This window comes from Polynucleobacter tropicus, from assembly GCF_013307225.1.
In the GTDB taxonomy this organism is placed as follows: domain Bacteria; phylum Pseudomonadota; class Gammaproteobacteria; order Burkholderiales; family Burkholderiaceae; genus Polynucleobacter; species Polynucleobacter tropicus.
This window is the reverse complement of sequence record NZ_CP028942.1, coordinates 1,134,744-1,152,365: the sequence shown is the minus strand read 5'-3', so window position 1 is coordinate 1,152,365 and position 17,622 is coordinate 1,134,744. Positions and strand designations below refer to the sequence as shown.

Sequence of the window (17,622 nt, the reverse complement as noted above, 5' to 3'; positions counted from 1 at the left end):
GTTAGAGAAACATCCGTGCTGTCCGCATCTAATATCACCATGCAGTTTGGGGCAAAGCCTCTGTTTGAAAATATTTCCGTCAAGTTTGGCGGCGGTAATCGCTATGGCTTGATTGGCGCCAACGGCTGCGGTAAATCCACTTTCATGAAAATTCTCGGAGGCGAGTTAGAGCCCTCAAGCGGAAACGTAAGCTTAGATCCAGGCATCCGCTTGGGTAAATTGCGTCAGGATCAGTTTGCCTACGAAGATGTTCGCGTTCTCGATGTAGTGATGATGGGTCACGAAGAGATGTGGAAAGCCGCCGCTGAGCGCGATGCTATTTATGCGAACCCAGAAGCTAGCGATGAAGATTACATGAAGGCTGCAGAGCTTGAAGGTAAGTATGCAGAGTACGGTGGCTATACAGCTGAAGCAAAAGCAGGTGAGTTGTTATTGGGTATTGGTATTCCGATTGAGCAACACAACGGCCCCATGAGCAATGTTGCACCCGGTTGGAAGCTGCGTGTGTTGCTAGCCCAAGCTTTGTTCTCTGACCCGGACGTCTTGTTGTTGGACGAACCAACCAATAACTTGGATATTCACTCTATTCACTGGTTGGAAGAGATTCTTAATCAATTTAATAGCACCATCATCATAATTTCCCACGATCGACACTTTCTAAATGAAGTGTGTACGCATATGGCTGATATGGATTATGGAACCTTGAAGGTTTATCCAGGGAACTATGACTCTTACATGTTGGCATCTACCCAGGCAAGAGCGCAGCAGTTGGCCTCGAATGCCAAGGCTAAAGAGAAGATTGCTGAATTACAGGCATTCGTTAGTCGCTTCTCCGCAAATGCTTCTAAAGCGCGCCAAGCAACATCGCGTCAACGTCAGTTGGAAAAAATAGAGATCGCTGAAATTAAGCCGTCCTCTCGTCAAAACCCATTTATTCGTTTTGACTATGAGAAAAAGTTACACAACATGGCAGTGGAGTGCAATGCGCTTACTAAGGCTTACGATAGAACCATCTTCAAGAATCTGAAGCTGGGCATTCGTGCAGGCGAGAAGATTGCCATCATCGGACAAAACGGTGCCGGTAAAACCACTTTACTTAAAACTATTCTAAGCAAACGTTTTGATGGTATCGCTGCTGATAGCGGTGATGTGAAGTGGGCTGAGAATGCGAATGTGGGTGTCATGCCTCAGGACAATACAGAGCTCTTCGCCAAAGAAGAAACACTTATGGAGTGGATGAGCAATTGGCGTAATACTGGTGATGATGACCAAGTGGTGCGTGGCACTCTAGGCCGCTTACTGTTCTCGGGCGACGACATTGGCAAGGATGTCAAAGTGTTATCTGGTGGTGAGAAGGGGCGCATGATTTGGGGTAAATTGATGCTCCAAAAGCATAATGTTCTCGCAATGGACGAGCCAACCAATCACATGGATATGGAGTCAATCGAGAGTTTACAAATCGCGCTTGAGAAATTCGAGGGCACCTTAATATTCGTTTCTCATGACCGTGAATTTGTTCAAGCCTTAGCTAACCGTATCTTAGAAGTTAAAATGGATGGCACAGTTGAGGACTACTCTGGTACTTATGAAGAGTACTTGCGCAGTCAAGCCTTAGCTGGTTAATAGAACTAAGTTTAGAGTTCAGTTAAAAATAAGCCCACTATCAAGTGGGCTTATTTTCTTTGAGCTGGCGCTGAAAGCGCATAGCTGTACCGTCTTCGCGGATACGCTTCCACACCGATGCCTTCTCTTCATCAGAAAAAAACACCCAGTTACTTACTTCATTAAGAGTTCGTCCGCATCCCTGGCAAATCTCATCATAAAGAGTAGTGCAAATCCCAATGCAAGGTGAATCAGACTCATCATCTCCGGTTGAGAGGGAGTGTGAGCCGTCTTGTTGGGTGGGGGGATTGCTTTCAGAATTCATTAGAGTACTTTAGACGATTTCAGTGGATTATGCTCAGCAAGCTCGTCCACATAAGCCTCTATACCTTGATGCTCTCTTCCTAAGAAATGCTCAACAGCCTTAGCAAATCTAGGGTCTTTTATGAAATGTGCGGATTGAATCGTAGTTGGCAGGAACCCACGCGCCATCTTATGTTCGCCTTGTGCACCACCCTCAAAGGCTTGAATATTCGCAGCAATGCAAAATTCAATTGCTTGATAGTAGGCAGTTTCAAAATGCAAAAGAGGAACATGCTCAAGCGCACCCCAATAACGACCATATGCTTTCGACATCAACGTGTCTACAACGAGCAATGAGGATGCAATTGGAGCACCATTTCTCTCGGACACAATCAAATGTATATTTTCTGGGAGTCTTTTAGCCCAAAGCTTAAAGAATGCTTCATTGAGGTAGGGTTGTGATTGATGCTCATAATAGGTGTTTGCATAACAAGCGTAGAAAAATTCCCAATCTTGGTCAGTGGATTCTCTCCCAGAGATATGCCTAAATGAAATATTGTGTCTTGCAACAAACTCGCGCTCGCGACGTATATTCTTGCGTCTCTTCATGGTGAGTGAAGATAAAAATTGCTCAAAAGATTGATAGCCCTGGTTATGCCAATGAAACTGAATGGAGTCTCTTAGTAAAAATCCTTGCTCATTCAGTATCTCAAGCTCATCCTTTCGGGGAAATAAGATGTGTGCTGAAGATAGCTCATTGTTTATCACCAAGGATTTCAGTCCCGAAATCAGTTTTGAATAAATTAGCTCTTTATTCATTTCTGGTTTAGATAGCAGGCGTGAGCCCTGAACAGGTGTAAAAGGAATAGCGCAAAGAACTTTGGGGTAATAGTTCATGCCTTGCTGCTCATAAGCCTGCGCCCATGACCAATCAAACACATACTCGCCATAAGAATGTTGCTTTAAATAGAGTGGCATTGCACCGACAATTTCGTTATCCAATTTCAAAACAAGATGGGCGATTTGCCATCCAGTATTGTTGCCAACACAACCTGTCTCTTCAAGCGAGGATAGAAACTCATGCTTTAGGAAAGGACCCGAATCTTCTGCAAGTAGGCCATTCCATTCTGGCGCTGTTACATCAGATATCTTGGAGAGTATTTCGAGATGAAACTGCCCAGACTCTTTCACTGCTAATGTTGAATTAATTCGATTTTGTAGCCATCTGGATCGGTTACAAAGGCGATGATGGTATCTCCGCCGGCTACAGGACCAGCTTCACGAGTCACGCTACCGCCAACTGCTTTAATCTTTTCACAAGCAGCGTAAGCATCGGGTACTCCAATAGCAATGTGACCATAAGCGGTACCTAAGTCATAAGAATGAACACCATGGTTATAAGTCAGCTCAATTTCTGCTTGACCATCTGCATTGCCTTTTCCGAAGCCAACAAATGCTAGAGAGTATTTTTGTTCTGGTCGCTCAGTAGTGCGTAAAAGATTCATGCCCAATACTTTGGTGTAGAAATCAATTGAGCGCTGCAGATCACCAACACGCAACATGGTATGTAAAAGCATCATGACTTACATTGCTCCGTAATTTGGTCCGCCGCCACCTTCAGGTGTAACCCAAACAATATTTTGGCTTGGGTCTTTGATATCGCAGGTTTTGCAGTGCACGCAGTTCTGCGAGTTGATCTGGAGTTTGGGTTGACCGTCTGCCTCAACATACTCATAAACGCCAGCAGGGCAGTAACGTTGCTCTGGACCAGCGTAAGTCTTCAGATTAAGGCTTACTGGAATAGTCGCATCTTTCAGCGTAAGGTGGACTGGCTGGCTCTCGGCATGATTGGTATTGGAGATAAATACGGAAGACAGGCGATCGAAACTGATCTTGCCATCTGGTTTTGGATAGTCGATGGGCTTGTGTTGTGCCGCTGGCTCGAGGCACTCGTGATCAGCGTGCTTAAGGTGCACTGTCCATGGCATATTGCCACCCAATACCTTCTGCTCAAGACCAACCATCAGCGTCCCAAGATAAAGTCCTTTGGACATCCATGCTTTGAAGTTGCGGGCTTGATTGAGTTCGGTATGCAACCAACTATTTTGGAAAGCAGTTGGATACCCTGCGAGCACATCGGATGAGCGATTGTCAGCTAAAGCGGCAACAGCCGCTTCAGCAGCCAGCATGCCCGTCTTAATGGCGGCGTGACTACCTTTGATGCGAGAGGCATTTAAGAAGCCAGCATCGCAACCAATCAGTGCACCACCAGGAAATACTGTTTTAGGCAGGCTATTTAAACCACCAGCAGTTAATGCGCGTGCGCCATAGGCAATACGTTTACCGCCTTCAAAGGTTTCACGAATCTTCGGATGCAATTTATAGCGTTGGAATTCTTCAAAAGGTGAGAGGTAGGGGTTCTTATAGGAGAGGCCAACAACCAATCCCACAGCTACTTTGTTATCGCCTAAGTGATACAGAAAAGATCCACCATAGGTATCACTCTCTAAAGGCCAGCCGGCTGTATGAACCACTAAACCAGGCTTGCTCTTGGATGGCTCTACCTCCCAAAGCTCTTTAATGCCAATGCCGTAGCTTTGTGGATCAGAGTCTTTATCTAACGCGAACTTAGAAATTAATTGTTTGCCAAGGTGACCACGTGCACCTTCGGCAAATAGGGTGTACTTGCCACGTAATTCCATACCAAGCTGGAACTGGTCGGTTGGGTTACCTTCTTTATCTAAGCCCATTGCACCGGTAATGACTCCAGCAACAGCACCTTGTTCGTTATATAAAACTTCTGAAGCAGGAAAGCCTGGGAAAATTTCTACACCTAGCGCTTCAGCCTGTTCTCCCAACCAGCGGGTGACATTGGCGAGGCTGACAATATAGTTACCTTCATTCTGGAAGCATTGCGGCAGCATCCAATTTGGTACTTGATACGAATGGTCTTTTGTTAAAAAGAGAAATTGATCTTTACTAACTTCAGTATGTAGTGGAGCGCCTAATTCTTTCCAGTTCGGAAATAGCTCAGTTAAGGCTTTAGGGTCCATAACAGCGCCAGACAAAGTATGTGCGCCGATTTCAGAGCCTTTTTCTAATACACAGACGCTGATTTCTTTCCCAGATTCATTGGCGAGCTGTTTTGCTCGAATTGCAGTCGATAAACCAGCGGGTCCGCCCCCTACGATTACAAGGTCATAGTCCATGGATTCGCGAGGACCGAACTGTTCTAGTAACTGGGCTGGATTCATGCAAATTCTCCGAGATTTCTTAAAAAATGGGGTATTTCAGCTTAGATAGTTTAGTTCTAAGTGCTCAAAACTAGTTTGGTGCCAAGACTGGCTGGGCTTGGGCGCCTAAAGCATTATGATTACTTTTTTACCATTTTCGGCAATATTAGGACAAAAGTTATGAATAAAACTTACCCATCGGCAGTTGATGCCCTGCGGGATATTTTGAAGGACGGCCAAAAAATTGCCGTTGGTGGTTTTGGTTTATGCGGCATTCCTGAGGCATTGATTCAGGCGGTGAAGGATCTCGGCGCACAAAATCTCACTGCTATTGCAAATAATGCTGGCGTTGATGGCTTTGGCTTGGGCTTGTTATTGAATTCTCGCCAAGTGAAGAAAATGGTTGCCTCTTATGTTGGCGAAAACAAAGAGTTTGAGCGTCAATACTTAGCAGGTGAGTTGGAGTTGGAATTTACGCCACAAGGAACATTGGCAGAAAAATTACGTGCTGGTGGTTGTGGCATTCCTGCGTTCTATACAAAAACGGGTGTAGGTACATTAGTTGCTGAAGGCAAAGAAGAAAAAGAATTCGATGGTGAGAAATACATCATGGAGCGTTCTATCGTTTCAGATATTTCTTTAGTGAAAGCATGGAAAGCAGATAAGTCTGGCAACTTAGTTTATCGCTACACTGCGCGTAACTTCAATCCAGTAGTGGCAATGGCAGGCAAGATCACTGTAGCTGAAGTGGAAGAGATTGTGGAGAACGGTCAATTGCATCCTGATGAGATTCATACTCCAGGCATTTATGTACACCGCTTAGTTATTAATAAAACTCCAGAGAAGCGTATTGAGCAACGTACGCTTTCAGCTTCTTAATTATTGGAAAGAATTAGAGAGATCGATATGCCTTGGAATAGAGATGAAATGGCAGCGCGTGCTGCTAAAGAATTAAAAGACGGTTACTACGTGAACCTCGGTATTGGTATGCCTACATTGGTAGCTAACCATGTGCCAAAAGATATGGAAGTATGGCTTCAGTCAGAGAACGGTTTGTTGGGTATTGGCCCATTCCCAACAGAAGCAACCATTGATGCTGATCTGATTAATGCTGGTAAACAAACTGTTACAACTTTGCCTGGTTCTTCAATTTTTTCTTCCGCTGATTCCTTTGGAATGATTCGTGGTGGAAAAATCAACATCGCTATCTTGGGTGCGATGCAAGTGAGTGAGCATGGCGACTTAGCCAACTGGATGATTCCAGGAAAGATGGTGAAGGGTATGGGCGGTGCAATGGACTTAGTTGCCGGCGTGAAGCATGTGGTTGTTTTGATGGAGCACGTTGCCAAAAAGAAAGATGGCACAGAAGAGCTCAAAATTTTGCCTAAGTGCACATTACCCCTGACAGGTGTAAAGGTCATTAGCAAGATCATCACAGATCTTTGTGTATTGGATATCACTCCAAAAGGTCTGAAGTTGGTTGAGCTAGCTCCTGGCGTTACTAAGGAAGAGGTAATCGCTAAGACGGGTGCCCCTGTTGATACAACGGGTTTCTAACAAGCGTCATCGATTAATGGAATAATGGGTTCACCATGTCGGGATCCCATCATTTCCATTCAAGGTCATCAAAACACCAGAGTCACTCTGGTGTAGATCCTACTCTGCATGCTCATAAGAAGGGTGATGCAAAGCACTCTCATAGCAAAGAAGTCTCCAATCAAAACTTGCTTCTGATTGCATTAATTCTGACTCTTGGCTTTTCAGGGGTTGAGGGTGCCGCAGCTTATTTTGCGAATTCATTAGCTCTGATTTCGGATGCCGGCCATATGGTGACCGATGCAGCTGCATTAGGTCTTGCCTTATTGGCGCAAATCATTTCTCGTCGTCCGCCATCGCCAAAACATTCATTTGGTTTTGGAAGGGCAGAAGCGCTAGCTGCTTTCGTTAATAGTATTGCGATGCTCGGCTTGGTAGCTTGGATTGTGATTGAAGCTATCAGCCGCTTTTATGACCCACATAAAGTAGATGGTCTGACGGTAACCGTAGTTGCCGCGATTGGTCTGCTTATGAATATCGTTGTAGCGTGGGTGCTATCGCGAGATAAGAAAAGCGTTAATACTCGCGCAGCTCTAGTCCACGTCATGGGCGATCTATTAGGATCTATTGCCGCCTTGGTGGCTGGTATTGTGATTCAACTGACAGGTTGGATGCCGATTGATGCGATCTTATCTATTTTGGTTTCCTTATTAATCTTAAAGTCCACCATCTCCATTCTGCATGAGTCATATCACTTCTTAATGGAGGGTGTGCCACTGCACATTGATTACTTGCAAGTGGGTAAGGATTTAAAAAATGTTCCCGGCGTTCTCGCTGTGCATGATTTGCATGTTTGGGAAATGACGCCCAGTTTTCCTGCGCTGATTGGCCATATTGAAATTGCCAATATCCAAGAGTGGCCAGAGATTATGACCAGAATTAATCAGATGCTGCTCGATAAGCACGGAATTGATCATGTCACTTTGCAACCTGAAGAAGTGCAAGTCGTGATTGATTGTGTTGAAGATGGTGATGCTCATGAGTTTCATCAACGCGTTGGCGTGATTCACTCGGGCGATACCTTTTATGTGCAATGCTCTGGTGGAAAAAATTCGCATCGCATGGCTTATCACGCCTGGGGCGATCCCACCAATTCTAAAGTCCTCTTATGTGTGCATGGCTTAACGCGTCGTGGTAGTGACTTTAAGACGCTTGCGCAAGCAATGTGCAAAGACTATTACGTAGTTTGTCCAGATGTGGTTGGTCGTGGTGACTCTGATCGCTTAAGTAATCCCATGCAATATGCTGTTCCTCAGTATGTTGCGGATATGGCGCAACTGGTAAAACAGTTGGGCGTGACCCAGGTTGACTGGTTGGGTACTTCGATGGGTGGCTTGATCGGTATGGTATATGCGGCGATGCCAAATTCACCTATACGCAGAATGTTAATAAATGATGTAGGCCCCAGAATTGAGCCAGAGGCAATTAAACGTTTGGGCTCTTACGTTGGGCAACCTTTTGCATTTGCCAACCGTGCTGATGCATTAAACCGCTTGAATCAAATCTGCGCCACCTTTGGGGAGCACACTCCTGAGGAGTGGGAAATTTATAACGGACCGATGCTGGTGCAACGCGATGGGCAGTGGGTAATGCATTACGACCCTAATATTGCGGTTCCTTTTGCTTCTGTTAATCCCATCATGGCTAAAGCTGGTGAAATTGCCATGTGGCATGCATTCAAGCAAATTCAGATACCGATGTTGATTGTTCGAGGCGCTGACTCTGATCTACTCTCGGCAGCAACTGTCGCTGAGATGTGCAAGGTCAATCCCTATGCTCGCAGTATCGAGATTCCTAATGTAGGGCATGCTCCAGCATTTGTTAAGCCTGAGCAAATAGCACTGGCAAAAGAATTCTTTAGTTAATTTTGCCTATGGCAAATACTCCCAGCAAACCCGCCATTTTTGTAGATGCATGGTACGGCGAGCCATCTCAAGCCCATGCTTTGGGTGTCTCACAAATATTGCAAGGGCTTAATTTGGATCAAGCCACTTTGGTTGCTGCTAACAACATCGCCCGCACTCATAATAAAGAAGCTCTCGTTAAGTTAATCGGCGAGGAGTCTGCAAGGCTATTGATTGGCTATCGCGGACTTCGTCAGGCTCAAGCAAAGTTGGTGCGTGAAGATGGAGGTCTTAGCGTTTCAGGTCAAGAAGAGATGTTGCGCAAGATGCTCTTGGCATTTGGTGATGATCTTCGGGTAGTGCTGATTTATCTCGCTTCACGTCTGCAGACATTACGTTGGGTTGCTAAAGAAAAGATTTCAGTTCCCGCGCCATGGGCGCAAGAGATCTTGGATATCGACGCATCCTTGGCAAATCGTTTGGGCATTTGGCAGATGAAGTGGGAGATGGAGGATCTTGCCTTTAGGGCGCTTTCTCCGGATACCTATCGCGATATCGCCAAGATGCTGGATGCGAAACGCATAGAGCGCCAGGTCTTTATTGAAAAGATTGTCCAGCAGCTACAGGAAGAATTAAACGCTGCGCAAATCGCAGGAGAGGTGTTCGGTAGACCAAAACATATCTACAGTATTTGGAAAAAAATGCAAGGCAAGTCATTGGACTTTGCAAACTTGTATGACGTGCGCGCGTTTCGGGTGTTGGTAGAGGATATAAAAACTTGCTATGCCGTTTTGGGTATTGTGCACAACATCTGGCAGCCAGTACCGCGAGAGTTCGATGATTACATTGCGCGCCCTAAGCCAAATGGATATCAATCGCTTCATACTGTAGTGATGAATGAGGATGGCACTGCATTCGAGATTCAAGTGCGCACTCATGAAATGCACCAACAGGCTGAGTATGGTTTGGCTGCTCATTGGCGCTATAAAGAAGGCGCCTATATTGGTATGGCAACTCCACCAAATCAGACTAAGGCGGCTCAAGGCAATAAACCGCTTATCACTCATCAGCCAGGAACGCATAGTGCAGAAGTCGCTTATGAGCGTCAGATCGCATGGGCAAGACAGCTTATCTCTTGGAAAGAGGATGCGTGGGATCAACTCAAGCATCATGAAATTGATAACCACATATACGTGTTAACGCCATTGGGGAAAGTGATCTCATTAGAGAAGGGATCAACGCCAATTGATTTTGCATATGCGGTTCATACAAATCTAGGTCACCGTTGTCGTGGTGCTCGTGTTGATGGTGCCATGGTGCCCCTAGAGACCGCTCTTAAGAATGGCCAAACCATTGAGATCATCGCCGTAAAAGATGGCGGTCCTTCGCGTGATTGGATTAGTCCTGATAAGCATTACATTGGTTCTCAGCGGGCTCGTCAGCGGGTACGTGCTTGGTTTAATGCTTTAGACGATGTAGATGCCACACCGGCTTCAAAAGCAACCGAAGCAAAAACAGATTCATCAACAGAAGCAAAATCAATTACGCCTGAAATTATTCTTCGCCACAGCAGTCGCAAGTCAGGACAAGGTGGCGATGTTTTAGTGGTGGGCGTAGACTCTTTGTTAACGCAGTTGGCAAGATGTTGCCGCCCCGTGCCTCCAGATGCGATTGCGGGATTTGTTACGCAAGGTAGAGGTGTCTCGATTCATCGTCGCTCATGCAAAACATTTAGGGGTTTATTTGATAGAGCGCCTGAGAGGGTGATTCAAACGGCCTGGACAGCTTCAGCCGTTGATGCGGATGCCAAGGCAGATCAAAAACGTGTCTTTCCGGCGGATTTGCTGGTTTCAGGACTGGATCGCCCTGAACTGATGCGAGAGTTATTTGAAATACTGACTCGCCAGGGAGTGCATGTGATCGATTTGCGGAAATCCGCAAAAAAGGGCTTGGCCCAGATCCTTTTGACTGTAGAAGTCAAAGACTCTGAGGTGCTCAGAGTGGTTCAGAATAGCCTGGAAGAGCTTAAAGGGGTCACGCAAGTACGTCGCCGGTGATAAACTCTAGGGCTGTATAGGCTCGTAGCTCAGCTGGTTAGAGCACCACCTTGACATGGTGGGGGTCGTTGGTTCGAGTCCAATCGAGCCTACCAACGAATAATGACCCAAGATGCGCGGTTGCCCACAAGCTCCCGCGCTTTCTTTTTAGGTCAGTGAAGTGAAACTGGAGTTTAGTTAAGAAGATGGAGTTGTCATGCCAGTAGTTACTCTGCCAGATGGATCAAAACGAGAGTTTGAGGCCCCAGTTCGCGTGGCGGATGTGGCTCAAAGTATCGGTAGTGGTCTAGCAAAAGCCGCCTTGGGCGGAATCGTTGATGGCAAGATGGTGGATACCAGTTTTGTGATCGACAAAGATAGTCAACTCGCCATCATTACTGATAAGAGCCCAGAAGCCTTAGAGATTGTGCGTCACTCAACTGCGCACTTGCTCGCATACGCTGTTAAAGAATTATTTCCAGAGGCGCAGGTAACCATTGGTCCTGTCGTCGAGAATGGTTTTTACTACGACTTCTCATATCACCGTCCATTCACGCCTGATGATTTAGTCGCGTTAGAAAAGAAGATGGTTGAGCTGGCCAAAAAAGATGAGCCAGTAGTTCGTAATGTGTTGCCTCGTGATGAAGCGGTGAAGTTTTTCAAAGATCAGGGCGAGCATTACAAAGCTGAAATTATTGCCAGCATTCCACAGGGTGAGGATGTTTCACTCTATGCAGAAGGTAAGTTCACTGATTTGTGCCGCGGTCCACACGTACCTTCTACTGGTAAGTTAAAGGTATTTAAGCTCATGAAGCTTGCTGGTGCCTACTGGCGCGGCGATAGCAAGAATGAGATGCTTCAGCGTATTTATGGAACTGCTTGGTTACGCAAAGAAGATCAAGACGCTTACTTGCATATGCTCGAAGAGTCTGAAAAACGTGATCATCGCCGCTTAGGTAAGCAATTAGATTTATTCCATTTCCAGGAAGAGGCGCCAGGTTTAATTTTCTGGCATCCAAAAGGTTGGTCGATCTGGCAAGAAGTTGAGCAATACATGCGTCGCGTGTATCAGCAAGAGGGCTACCAAGAAGTAAAAGCCCCACAAATTTTGGATCGCGCGCTATGGGAAAAGTCTGGCCACTGGGAAAACTATAAAGAAAATATGTTTACGACAGAGTCGGAAAATCGTGCTTATGCATTAAAGCCGATGAACTGTCCAGGCCATGTACAAATTTATAACTCTGGTTTGCATAGTTATCGCGAGCTGCCTTTACGTTTTGGTGAGTTTGGTCAGTGCCATCGCAATGAACCATCAGGAGCGCTTCATGGTTTGATGCGTGTACGTGGCTTTACTCAAGATGATGGACACATTTTCTGTACTGAGGATCAAATTCAGTCTGAAGTGGCGGACTTCGATAAAGCGGTACGCGCTGTTTATCAAGATTTTGGCTTTACTGAAGTCGCTGTTAAGTTGGCCTTGCGTCCAGCCAAGCGTGTTGGCGATGATGCGATTTGGGATAAAGCCGAAGAGGCTCTCCGCGGGGCGCTAAAGGCATCTGGGCAGGAGTGGGAAGAACTGCCAGGCGAGGGCGCTTTTTATGGCCCTAAGATTGAATATCACCTCAAAGACTCGATTGGGCGTACTTGGCAGTGCGGCACGATTCAGGTTGATTTCTCAATGCCAGCCCGTTTAGGGGCGGAATATGTGGCAGAAGATAATAGCCGCAAGACTCCAGTAATGCTCCACAGGGCAATTGTGGGCTCTTTGGAGCGTTTTATCGGCATTTTGATCGAAAATCATGCTGGAAACATGCCAGTTTGGCTGGCTCCGACCCAGGCTGTGGTTCTTAATATCTCAGGAAATTCTGCTGCATATGCACAACAAGTCCAGCAAATCCTGAAAAAACAAGGGTTTAGAGTCGAGGCGGATTTGCGGAACGAGAAAATTACGTATAAAATACGCGAGCACGCATTACAGAAGATCCCATTTTTACTCGTTGTAGGGGATAAGGAATCAGAAAGTAATTCGGTGGCCGTTCGTGCCCGTGGCGGAGTGGATTTGGGTGTAATGCCTATTGATGCCTTCGTTGCCCGACTCCAGCAGGATATTTCCCAGAAAGTCGGACCCGAGCCTAGCTAGGGTTAGAACGGTATTTATTGTTTTTTTAAAGGAATTAAGAAGATCGCTACTGAAAAATTGCAACGCATTAATCGGGAAATTACTGCTCCTGAAGTGCGTTTGATTGGAATCGATGGGGAGCCCATCGGTGTAGTTAAGTTGAGTGAAGCCTTGGCTGCAGCAGAAGAGAAAGATACCGATTTGGTTGAAATTGCTCCAACAGCTGTTCCACCTGTAGTCCGCATCATGGACTTTGGCAAATTCAAATACCAAGAAGCCAAGCGTCAGCATGAAGCTAAGCTGAAGCAAAAAGTAATTCAGGTGAAGGAGGTTAAATTCCGCCCTGGTACTGATGATGGTGACTATGGTGTGAAGCTACGCAATCTGATCCGCTTTTTAGAGGATGGCGATAAGACAAAAATTACGTTACGTTTTCGTGGTCGAGAAATGGCTCACCAAGAAATCGGAGCAAGAATGTTGGAACGTTTGAAGTTGGACCTACAAGAGTACGGCCAAGTTGAACAGTTTCCAAAGATGGAGGGTCGTCAGATGGTGATGGTATTGGCCCCCGTTCGCAAGGCTAAGTAACTAGGGATTTAATAAGGCCTGGTTCTTATGTAGGGAGGCGTTCTGAGTGAATAACGAAGGCGCTGGCAGTTAAGAAGTGCTTCTGGGTACAGGAAGAGTAACCGTCGGTTACCACCTATGTTGCACAAGTAGAAGAAGGGGTGCTTTATGCCCAAGATGAAGAGCAAGAGTAGCGCCAAAAAGCGCTTCACGGTTCGCGCAGGCGGATCGATCAAACGAGGTCAGGCTTTCAAACGCCACATCCTCACCAAGAAGACCACAAAGAACAAGCGTCATTTGCGTGGTTCCGCCGAAGTTGCGAAATCTGACATCAAGTCAATTCGCTCCATGCTTCCATACGCTTAACCTCAGACTAGATTAGGAGAATTCAATGCCAAGAGTCAAACGTGGGGTTACAGCAAGAGCCCGTCATAAGAAAATTACCGATGCCGCAACAGGTTACCGCGGTCGTCGTAAAAACGTTTTCCGTATTGCTAAGCAAGCGGTTATGCGTGCTGGTCAATATGCATATCGTGACCGTCGCAACAAGAAACGTGTATTCCGCGCTTTGTGGATTGCCCGTATCAATGCGGCAGTGCGTGAGCACAACATGACCTATAGCGTATTCATGAATGGTATGAAGAAAGCTGCGATTGAGCTCGACCGCAAAGTGCTTTCTGATATGGCCATTGCTGACAAAGCGGCTTTCGCTGCTTTGGTTACTCGGATCAAATCCGTAGTAAACGCTGCAGCTTAATTCTTAGTTTCTAAGCAAACTAAGCTGCAATGGTTTCTCTCGACCAAATTGTCGAGGATGCCAAACGTGATTTCTCTGGAGCTGCCGATTCGGCGGCTCTTGAGGACGCGAAAGCCAGGTATCTCGGTAAATCAGGTGTTCTCACTGAGCGTTTAAAAGCGCTTGGTGCAATGTCGCCTGAGGAGCGCAAGAGTGCTGGCGCCCAAATTAATCAAATCAAAACTCAAGTAGAGACTGCATTACAAGAGCGTCGCCAAGCTTTGGCTGATGCCGTATTGCAACAGCGCCTTGCTGCTGAATCCATTGATGTGTCCTTACCAGGGCGGGGTCAAGCAGTTGGTAGTCTGCATCCAGTGATGCGTACTTGGGAGCGCGTAGAAGAAATCTTCCGCTCCATTGGTTTTGATGTGGCTGATGGTCCTGAAATTGAAACGGATTGGTTTAATTTCACGGCACTCAACAGCCCAGAAAATCATCCTGCTCGTTCAATGCAGGATACCTTTTATATTGATGGCAAAGATTCTCTAGAGAAACCTCTGCTGTTGCGCACGCATACCAGCCCAATTCAGGTTCGTTACGCCAGTGAGCATGTCAAAAAGTATGCCAATGCAGATGTAATGCCGCCGATTAAGGTGATTGCGCCTGGAAGAACATATCGCGTTGATAGTGATGCAACTCACTCACCAATGTTCCATCAGGTAGAAGGTTTGTGGATCGCAGAGAGTGTTTCATTCGCCGATCTCAAAGGCGTCTATACCGATTTCTTGAGAACCTTCTTTGAAACGAACGAGTTGCAAGTACGCTTCCGTCCGTCCTATTTCCCATTTACAGAGCCATCCGCAGAAATCGATATGGCCTTTGGTAGCGGCAAGTTAGCTGGCCGTTGGTTAGAAATTTCTGGAGCGGGGCAGGTTCACCCAAATGTATTGCGTAATATGGGCATCGACCCAGAGCGTTACACAGGATTTGCTTTTGGATCGGGTCTTGAGCGCTTAACCATGTTGCGTTATGGCGTTGATGATCTTCGTCTCTTCTTTGAAAATGATTTGCGTTTCTTAGCGCAGTTCCCTGCTTAAGCGAACAACATACCTCATGCAATTTTCAGAATCTTGGCTTCGTCAGTATGTAAATCCATCGCTTGATAGCGATGCCTTGGGTCATGCGTTAACAATGGCGGGCCTTGAGGTGGAAGAGCAGCACTCTGTTGCTCCAGCATTTAACAAGGTCGTTATCGCGAAAATTCTCTCGGCTGAGCAACATCCTGATGCGGACCGTTTGCGTGTTTGCAAAGTAGATGCTGGCACAGGCCAAGAATTGCAAATTGTTTGTGGCGCACCAAATGCACGTGCTGGTATCAAGATTCCATGTGCCATGGTTGGTGCTGAACTGCCTCCAGCAGAAGCTGGTGGCAAGCCCTTTGTAATTAAGGTGGGCAAGCTCCGTGGCGTTGAGAGTCAAGGAATGTTGTGCTCAGGCCGTGAGCTTGGTTTAGGTGATGATCATGAAGGCATTTTGGAATTACCTGCGGATGCTCCGGTTGGTGAAGATATTCGAAAATACCTCGACTTAGATGACCAAATTTTTGTTATCAAGTTAACCCCAAATAAAGCAGACTGCCTTTCATTGCTTGGAGTGGCTAGAGAAGTATCAGCTATTACTGGTGCGGCCTTATGTGCCCCTAAATGGAATGCGCCTGCAGCTGCAATTGATGAGAAGCGCAAAGTAGCCGTAGAAAACAAAGAGCTTTGCGGTCGCTTTGCTGGACGCGTCATTCGCGGTGTAAATCCTCAAGCAGAAACACCCAATTGGATTGTGAAGCGTTTATCGCGTGCTGGTCAGAGAAGCATTTCTGCTTTAGTGGATTTATCAAACTACGTCATGCTAGAAATGGGTCAGCCAACCCATATATTTGATATCGACAGGCTAGAGGGTGATATCACTGTTCGTTGGGCTAAAACAGGTGAGATACTTGAGCTATTAAATGAGCAAACAGTGACTTTGCAGGGTCCTGATTCAGCCGGAAAACTTCAGGATGCGGGAGTGGTGGCGGATCAAAATGGACCAGTTGCACTTGCTGGCATCATGGGTGGCAATCATTGCGCTGTAAGTGATGACACTAAAAATGTTTATGTAGAGGCAGCTTATTGGCTCCCGTCAGCTATTCAGGGTCGTGCTCGTCGATTTAATTTCAGTACGGATGCGGCGCATCGATTTGAGCGTGGCGTCGATCCACAAAATACCGTCAATTGCCTTGAATATCTTTCTGCATTAATTATCGAAGTTTGTGGCGGCCAAGCAGGTCCTGTCGACGATCAGATTCTGAATGTACCTGAGCGTAAGCCAGTCAAAATGCGCTTGGCTAGAGCGGAAAAAGTGATTGGCATTCCGTTAACAAAAGAAATTGTTGCGGATGTATTTAAACGTCTTGGTTTTGAGTTCAAGCAAGAGGGTGATGCATTTATTGTTATCCCGCCAAGCTATCGCTTTGATATCGAGATTGAAGAAGACTTGATTGAAGAGGTCGCACGCTTGTACGGCTTTGAAAATATCCCTGATCAGCCTCCCGTTGCCTCACTCAAGATGAGTGCCCAGGATGAGGCGAAACGCGGCATACATTTGCTGCGTCAACGTTTAGCGTTGCAAGGCTACCAAGAGGCTGTGAATTTTGGATTCACTGACCTAGAGAGCGAACAGCGATTAACGGGTGCTACCGATAAGGATGTGATTGCAGTTCTAAATCCAATCGCCAATCAGTATGGGGTCATGCGCAGCACCTTATGGGGTGGTTTGTTGTCAAACCTTAAATCAAACTTAAACCGTGGGGCCGGGCGTGTTCGTTTATTTGAAACGGGACGCGTATTTAAGCGAGATTGTAGTATTCAAGAGGCGGCGGGTAAGGTTGCTGGTTTTTCACAACCGCAAAAAGTAGGCGGTATTGCTTATGGTGCATTTGTACCGGAACAATGGGCTGCTGCCACAAGAGCAGTAGATTTCTTTGATGTCAAAGGCGATCTCGAGCGAGTTCTTGATCCTTTGCGCATCGTGACTGAAGCTGCAAAACATCCCGCATTACATCCTGGCCGCAGCGCAAAAGTTTTCTTGACTGGACTTAAGAGTCGTATTGATATTGGTTGGATTGGTGAATTGCATCCAGGTCTACAACAGGCTTATGAATTGCCACAAGCCCCAGTATTATTTGAATTAAATCTAGAGCCAATTAGTGAGTTAGGTTTGCCTGTCCCTCAAGAATTAAGTAAGTTTCCTGCAGTGCAACGTGATTTGGCCTTGGTAGTGAAGCAGGGTGTATCCGCTCAATCCCTGTTGGATGCAATGGCGGCTAGCAAACAAAATTTTGTATGTGCCATTGAGCTGTTTGATGAATTTAAGCCAAAAGCAGGATCTAGCAATATGGCCGATGATGAAAAAAGCTTGGCATTCCGAGTAACCCTGTTAAATCCTGCGGAAACTTTGCAAGATGCTCAAATTGATGCTGTAATGAGCGCTTTGCTAGGTGCCGTTGAGAAAAAATGTGCGGCTCGTCTGCGCTAGGTTTACTATTACGAAA

Annotated in this window: 15 protein-coding genes and 1 tRNA gene; 12 read left to right on the top strand and 4 right to left on the bottom strand. The window is 46.2% G+C overall.

Features of this window, described 5'->3' with window-relative positions; translation table 11 throughout:
- The first annotated feature begins 15 nt into the window (after positions 1-15).
- Positions 16-1,623, top strand: coding sequence for an ABC-F family ATPase (locus DCO17_RS05975; protein WP_173955845.1), 1,608 nt, complete (start codon positions 16-18; stop codon positions 1,621-1,623).
- Between the two features lie 40 nt (positions 1,624-1,663).
- Here the strand turns inward: DCO17_RS05975 and DCO17_RS05970 are convergent, their stop codons facing one another.
- The 4 genes from DCO17_RS05970 to DCO17_RS05955 are packed head-to-tail and all read right to left on the bottom strand — an operon-like array spanning position 1,664 to position 5,159.
- On the bottom strand, positions 1,664-1,927 hold the full coding sequence (locus DCO17_RS05970; RefSeq protein ID WP_173955844.1) for a DUF1289 domain-containing protein: 264 nt from the start codon (positions 1,925-1,927) through the stop codon (positions 1,664-1,666).
- Entirely contained in the window at positions 1,927-3,096 is a 1,170-nt protein-coding gene (locus DCO17_RS05965; RefSeq protein ID WP_173955843.1) for a GNAT family N-acetyltransferase, read from the bottom strand. The genes DCO17_RS05970 and DCO17_RS05965 overlap by 1 nt, the downstream gene beginning before the upstream one ends.
- Before the next feature lie 2 nt (positions 3,097-3,098).
- Positions 3,099-3,485: a lactoylglutathione lyase gene (gene gloA, locus DCO17_RS05960; protein ID WP_173955842.1), complete on the bottom strand. Its 387-nt coding sequence runs from the start codon at positions 3,483-3,485 to the stop codon at positions 3,099-3,101.
- Between the two features lie 3 nt (positions 3,486-3,488).
- On the bottom strand, positions 3,489-5,159 hold the full coding sequence (locus DCO17_RS05955; RefSeq protein ID WP_173955841.1) for an electron transfer flavoprotein-ubiquinone oxidoreductase: 1,671 nt from the start codon (positions 5,157-5,159) through the stop codon (positions 3,489-3,491).
- Between the two features lie 159 nt (positions 5,160-5,318).
- Between DCO17_RS05955 and DCO17_RS05950 the strand changes: the two genes are divergently transcribed.
- The 11 genes from DCO17_RS05950 (at position 5,319) to pheT (ending at position 17,606) form a co-directional block, all read left to right on the top strand.
- Positions 5,319-6,017 (top strand): CoA transferase subunit A, encoded by a 699-nt coding sequence (locus tag DCO17_RS05950; RefSeq protein WP_173955840.1) that lies wholly within the window; start codon positions 5,319-5,321, stop codon positions 6,015-6,017.
- Between the two features lie 27 nt (positions 6,018-6,044).
- Positions 6,045-6,695 carry a CoA transferase subunit B gene (locus tag DCO17_RS05945; RefSeq protein WP_173955839.1) on the top strand — a complete coding sequence of 217 codons (651 nt, stop codon included), beginning with the start codon at positions 6,045-6,047 and terminating at the stop codon, positions 6,693-6,695.
- Positions 6,696-6,730: 35 nt separating this feature from the next.
- The gene (locus DCO17_RS10550) at positions 6,731-8,599 is read left to right on the top strand and encodes an alpha/beta fold hydrolase (RefSeq protein ID WP_173955838.1); all 1,869 of its coding nucleotides are present in this window, start codon (positions 6,731-6,733) and stop codon (positions 8,597-8,599) included.
- Between the two features lie 8 nt (positions 8,600-8,607).
- Positions 8,608-10,635: a RelA/SpoT family protein gene (locus tag DCO17_RS05935; protein ID WP_173955837.1), complete on the top strand. Its 2,028-nt coding sequence runs from the start codon at positions 8,608-8,610 to the stop codon at positions 10,633-10,635.
- Between the two features lie 18 nt (positions 10,636-10,653).
- Positions 10,654-10,730, top strand: a tRNA-Val gene (locus DCO17_RS05930).
- 101 nt (positions 10,731-10,831) lie between these two features.
- The gene (gene thrS, locus DCO17_RS05925) at positions 10,832-12,754 is read left to right on the top strand and encodes a threonine--tRNA ligase (protein ID WP_173955836.1); all 1,923 of its coding nucleotides are present in this window, start codon (positions 10,832-10,834) and stop codon (positions 12,752-12,754) included.
- A gap of 33 nt (positions 12,755-12,787) precedes the next feature.
- Positions 12,788-13,321 (top strand): translation initiation factor IF-3, encoded by a 534-nt coding sequence (infC, locus tag DCO17_RS05920; protein WP_437342819.1) that lies wholly within the window; start codon positions 12,788-12,790, stop codon positions 13,319-13,321.
- Between the two features lie 147 nt (positions 13,322-13,468).
- Positions 13,469-13,666 (top strand): 50S ribosomal protein L35, encoded by a 198-nt coding sequence (gene rpmI, locus DCO17_RS05915; RefSeq protein ID WP_173955835.1) that lies wholly within the window; start codon positions 13,469-13,471, stop codon positions 13,664-13,666.
- A 25-nt stretch (positions 13,667-13,691) separates the two neighbouring features.
- Positions 13,692-14,057, top strand: a complete 366-nt coding sequence (gene rplT / locus DCO17_RS05910) for a 50S ribosomal protein L20 (RefSeq protein ID WP_068948443.1) — start codon at positions 13,692-13,694, stop codon at positions 14,055-14,057.
- Positions 14,058-14,086: 29 nt separating this feature from the next.
- Positions 14,087-15,133 (top strand): phenylalanine--tRNA ligase subunit alpha, encoded by a 1,047-nt coding sequence (gene pheS, locus DCO17_RS05905; RefSeq protein WP_173955834.1) that lies wholly within the window; start codon positions 14,087-14,089, stop codon positions 15,131-15,133.
- Positions 15,134-15,149: 16 nt separating this feature from the next.
- A complete protein-coding gene (gene pheT, locus DCO17_RS05900) occupies positions 15,150-17,606 on the top strand; it encodes a phenylalanine--tRNA ligase subunit beta (RefSeq protein WP_173955833.1) in 2,457 nt (818 codons plus the stop codon).
- The last annotated feature ends 16 nt before the right edge of the window (positions 17,607-17,622 follow it).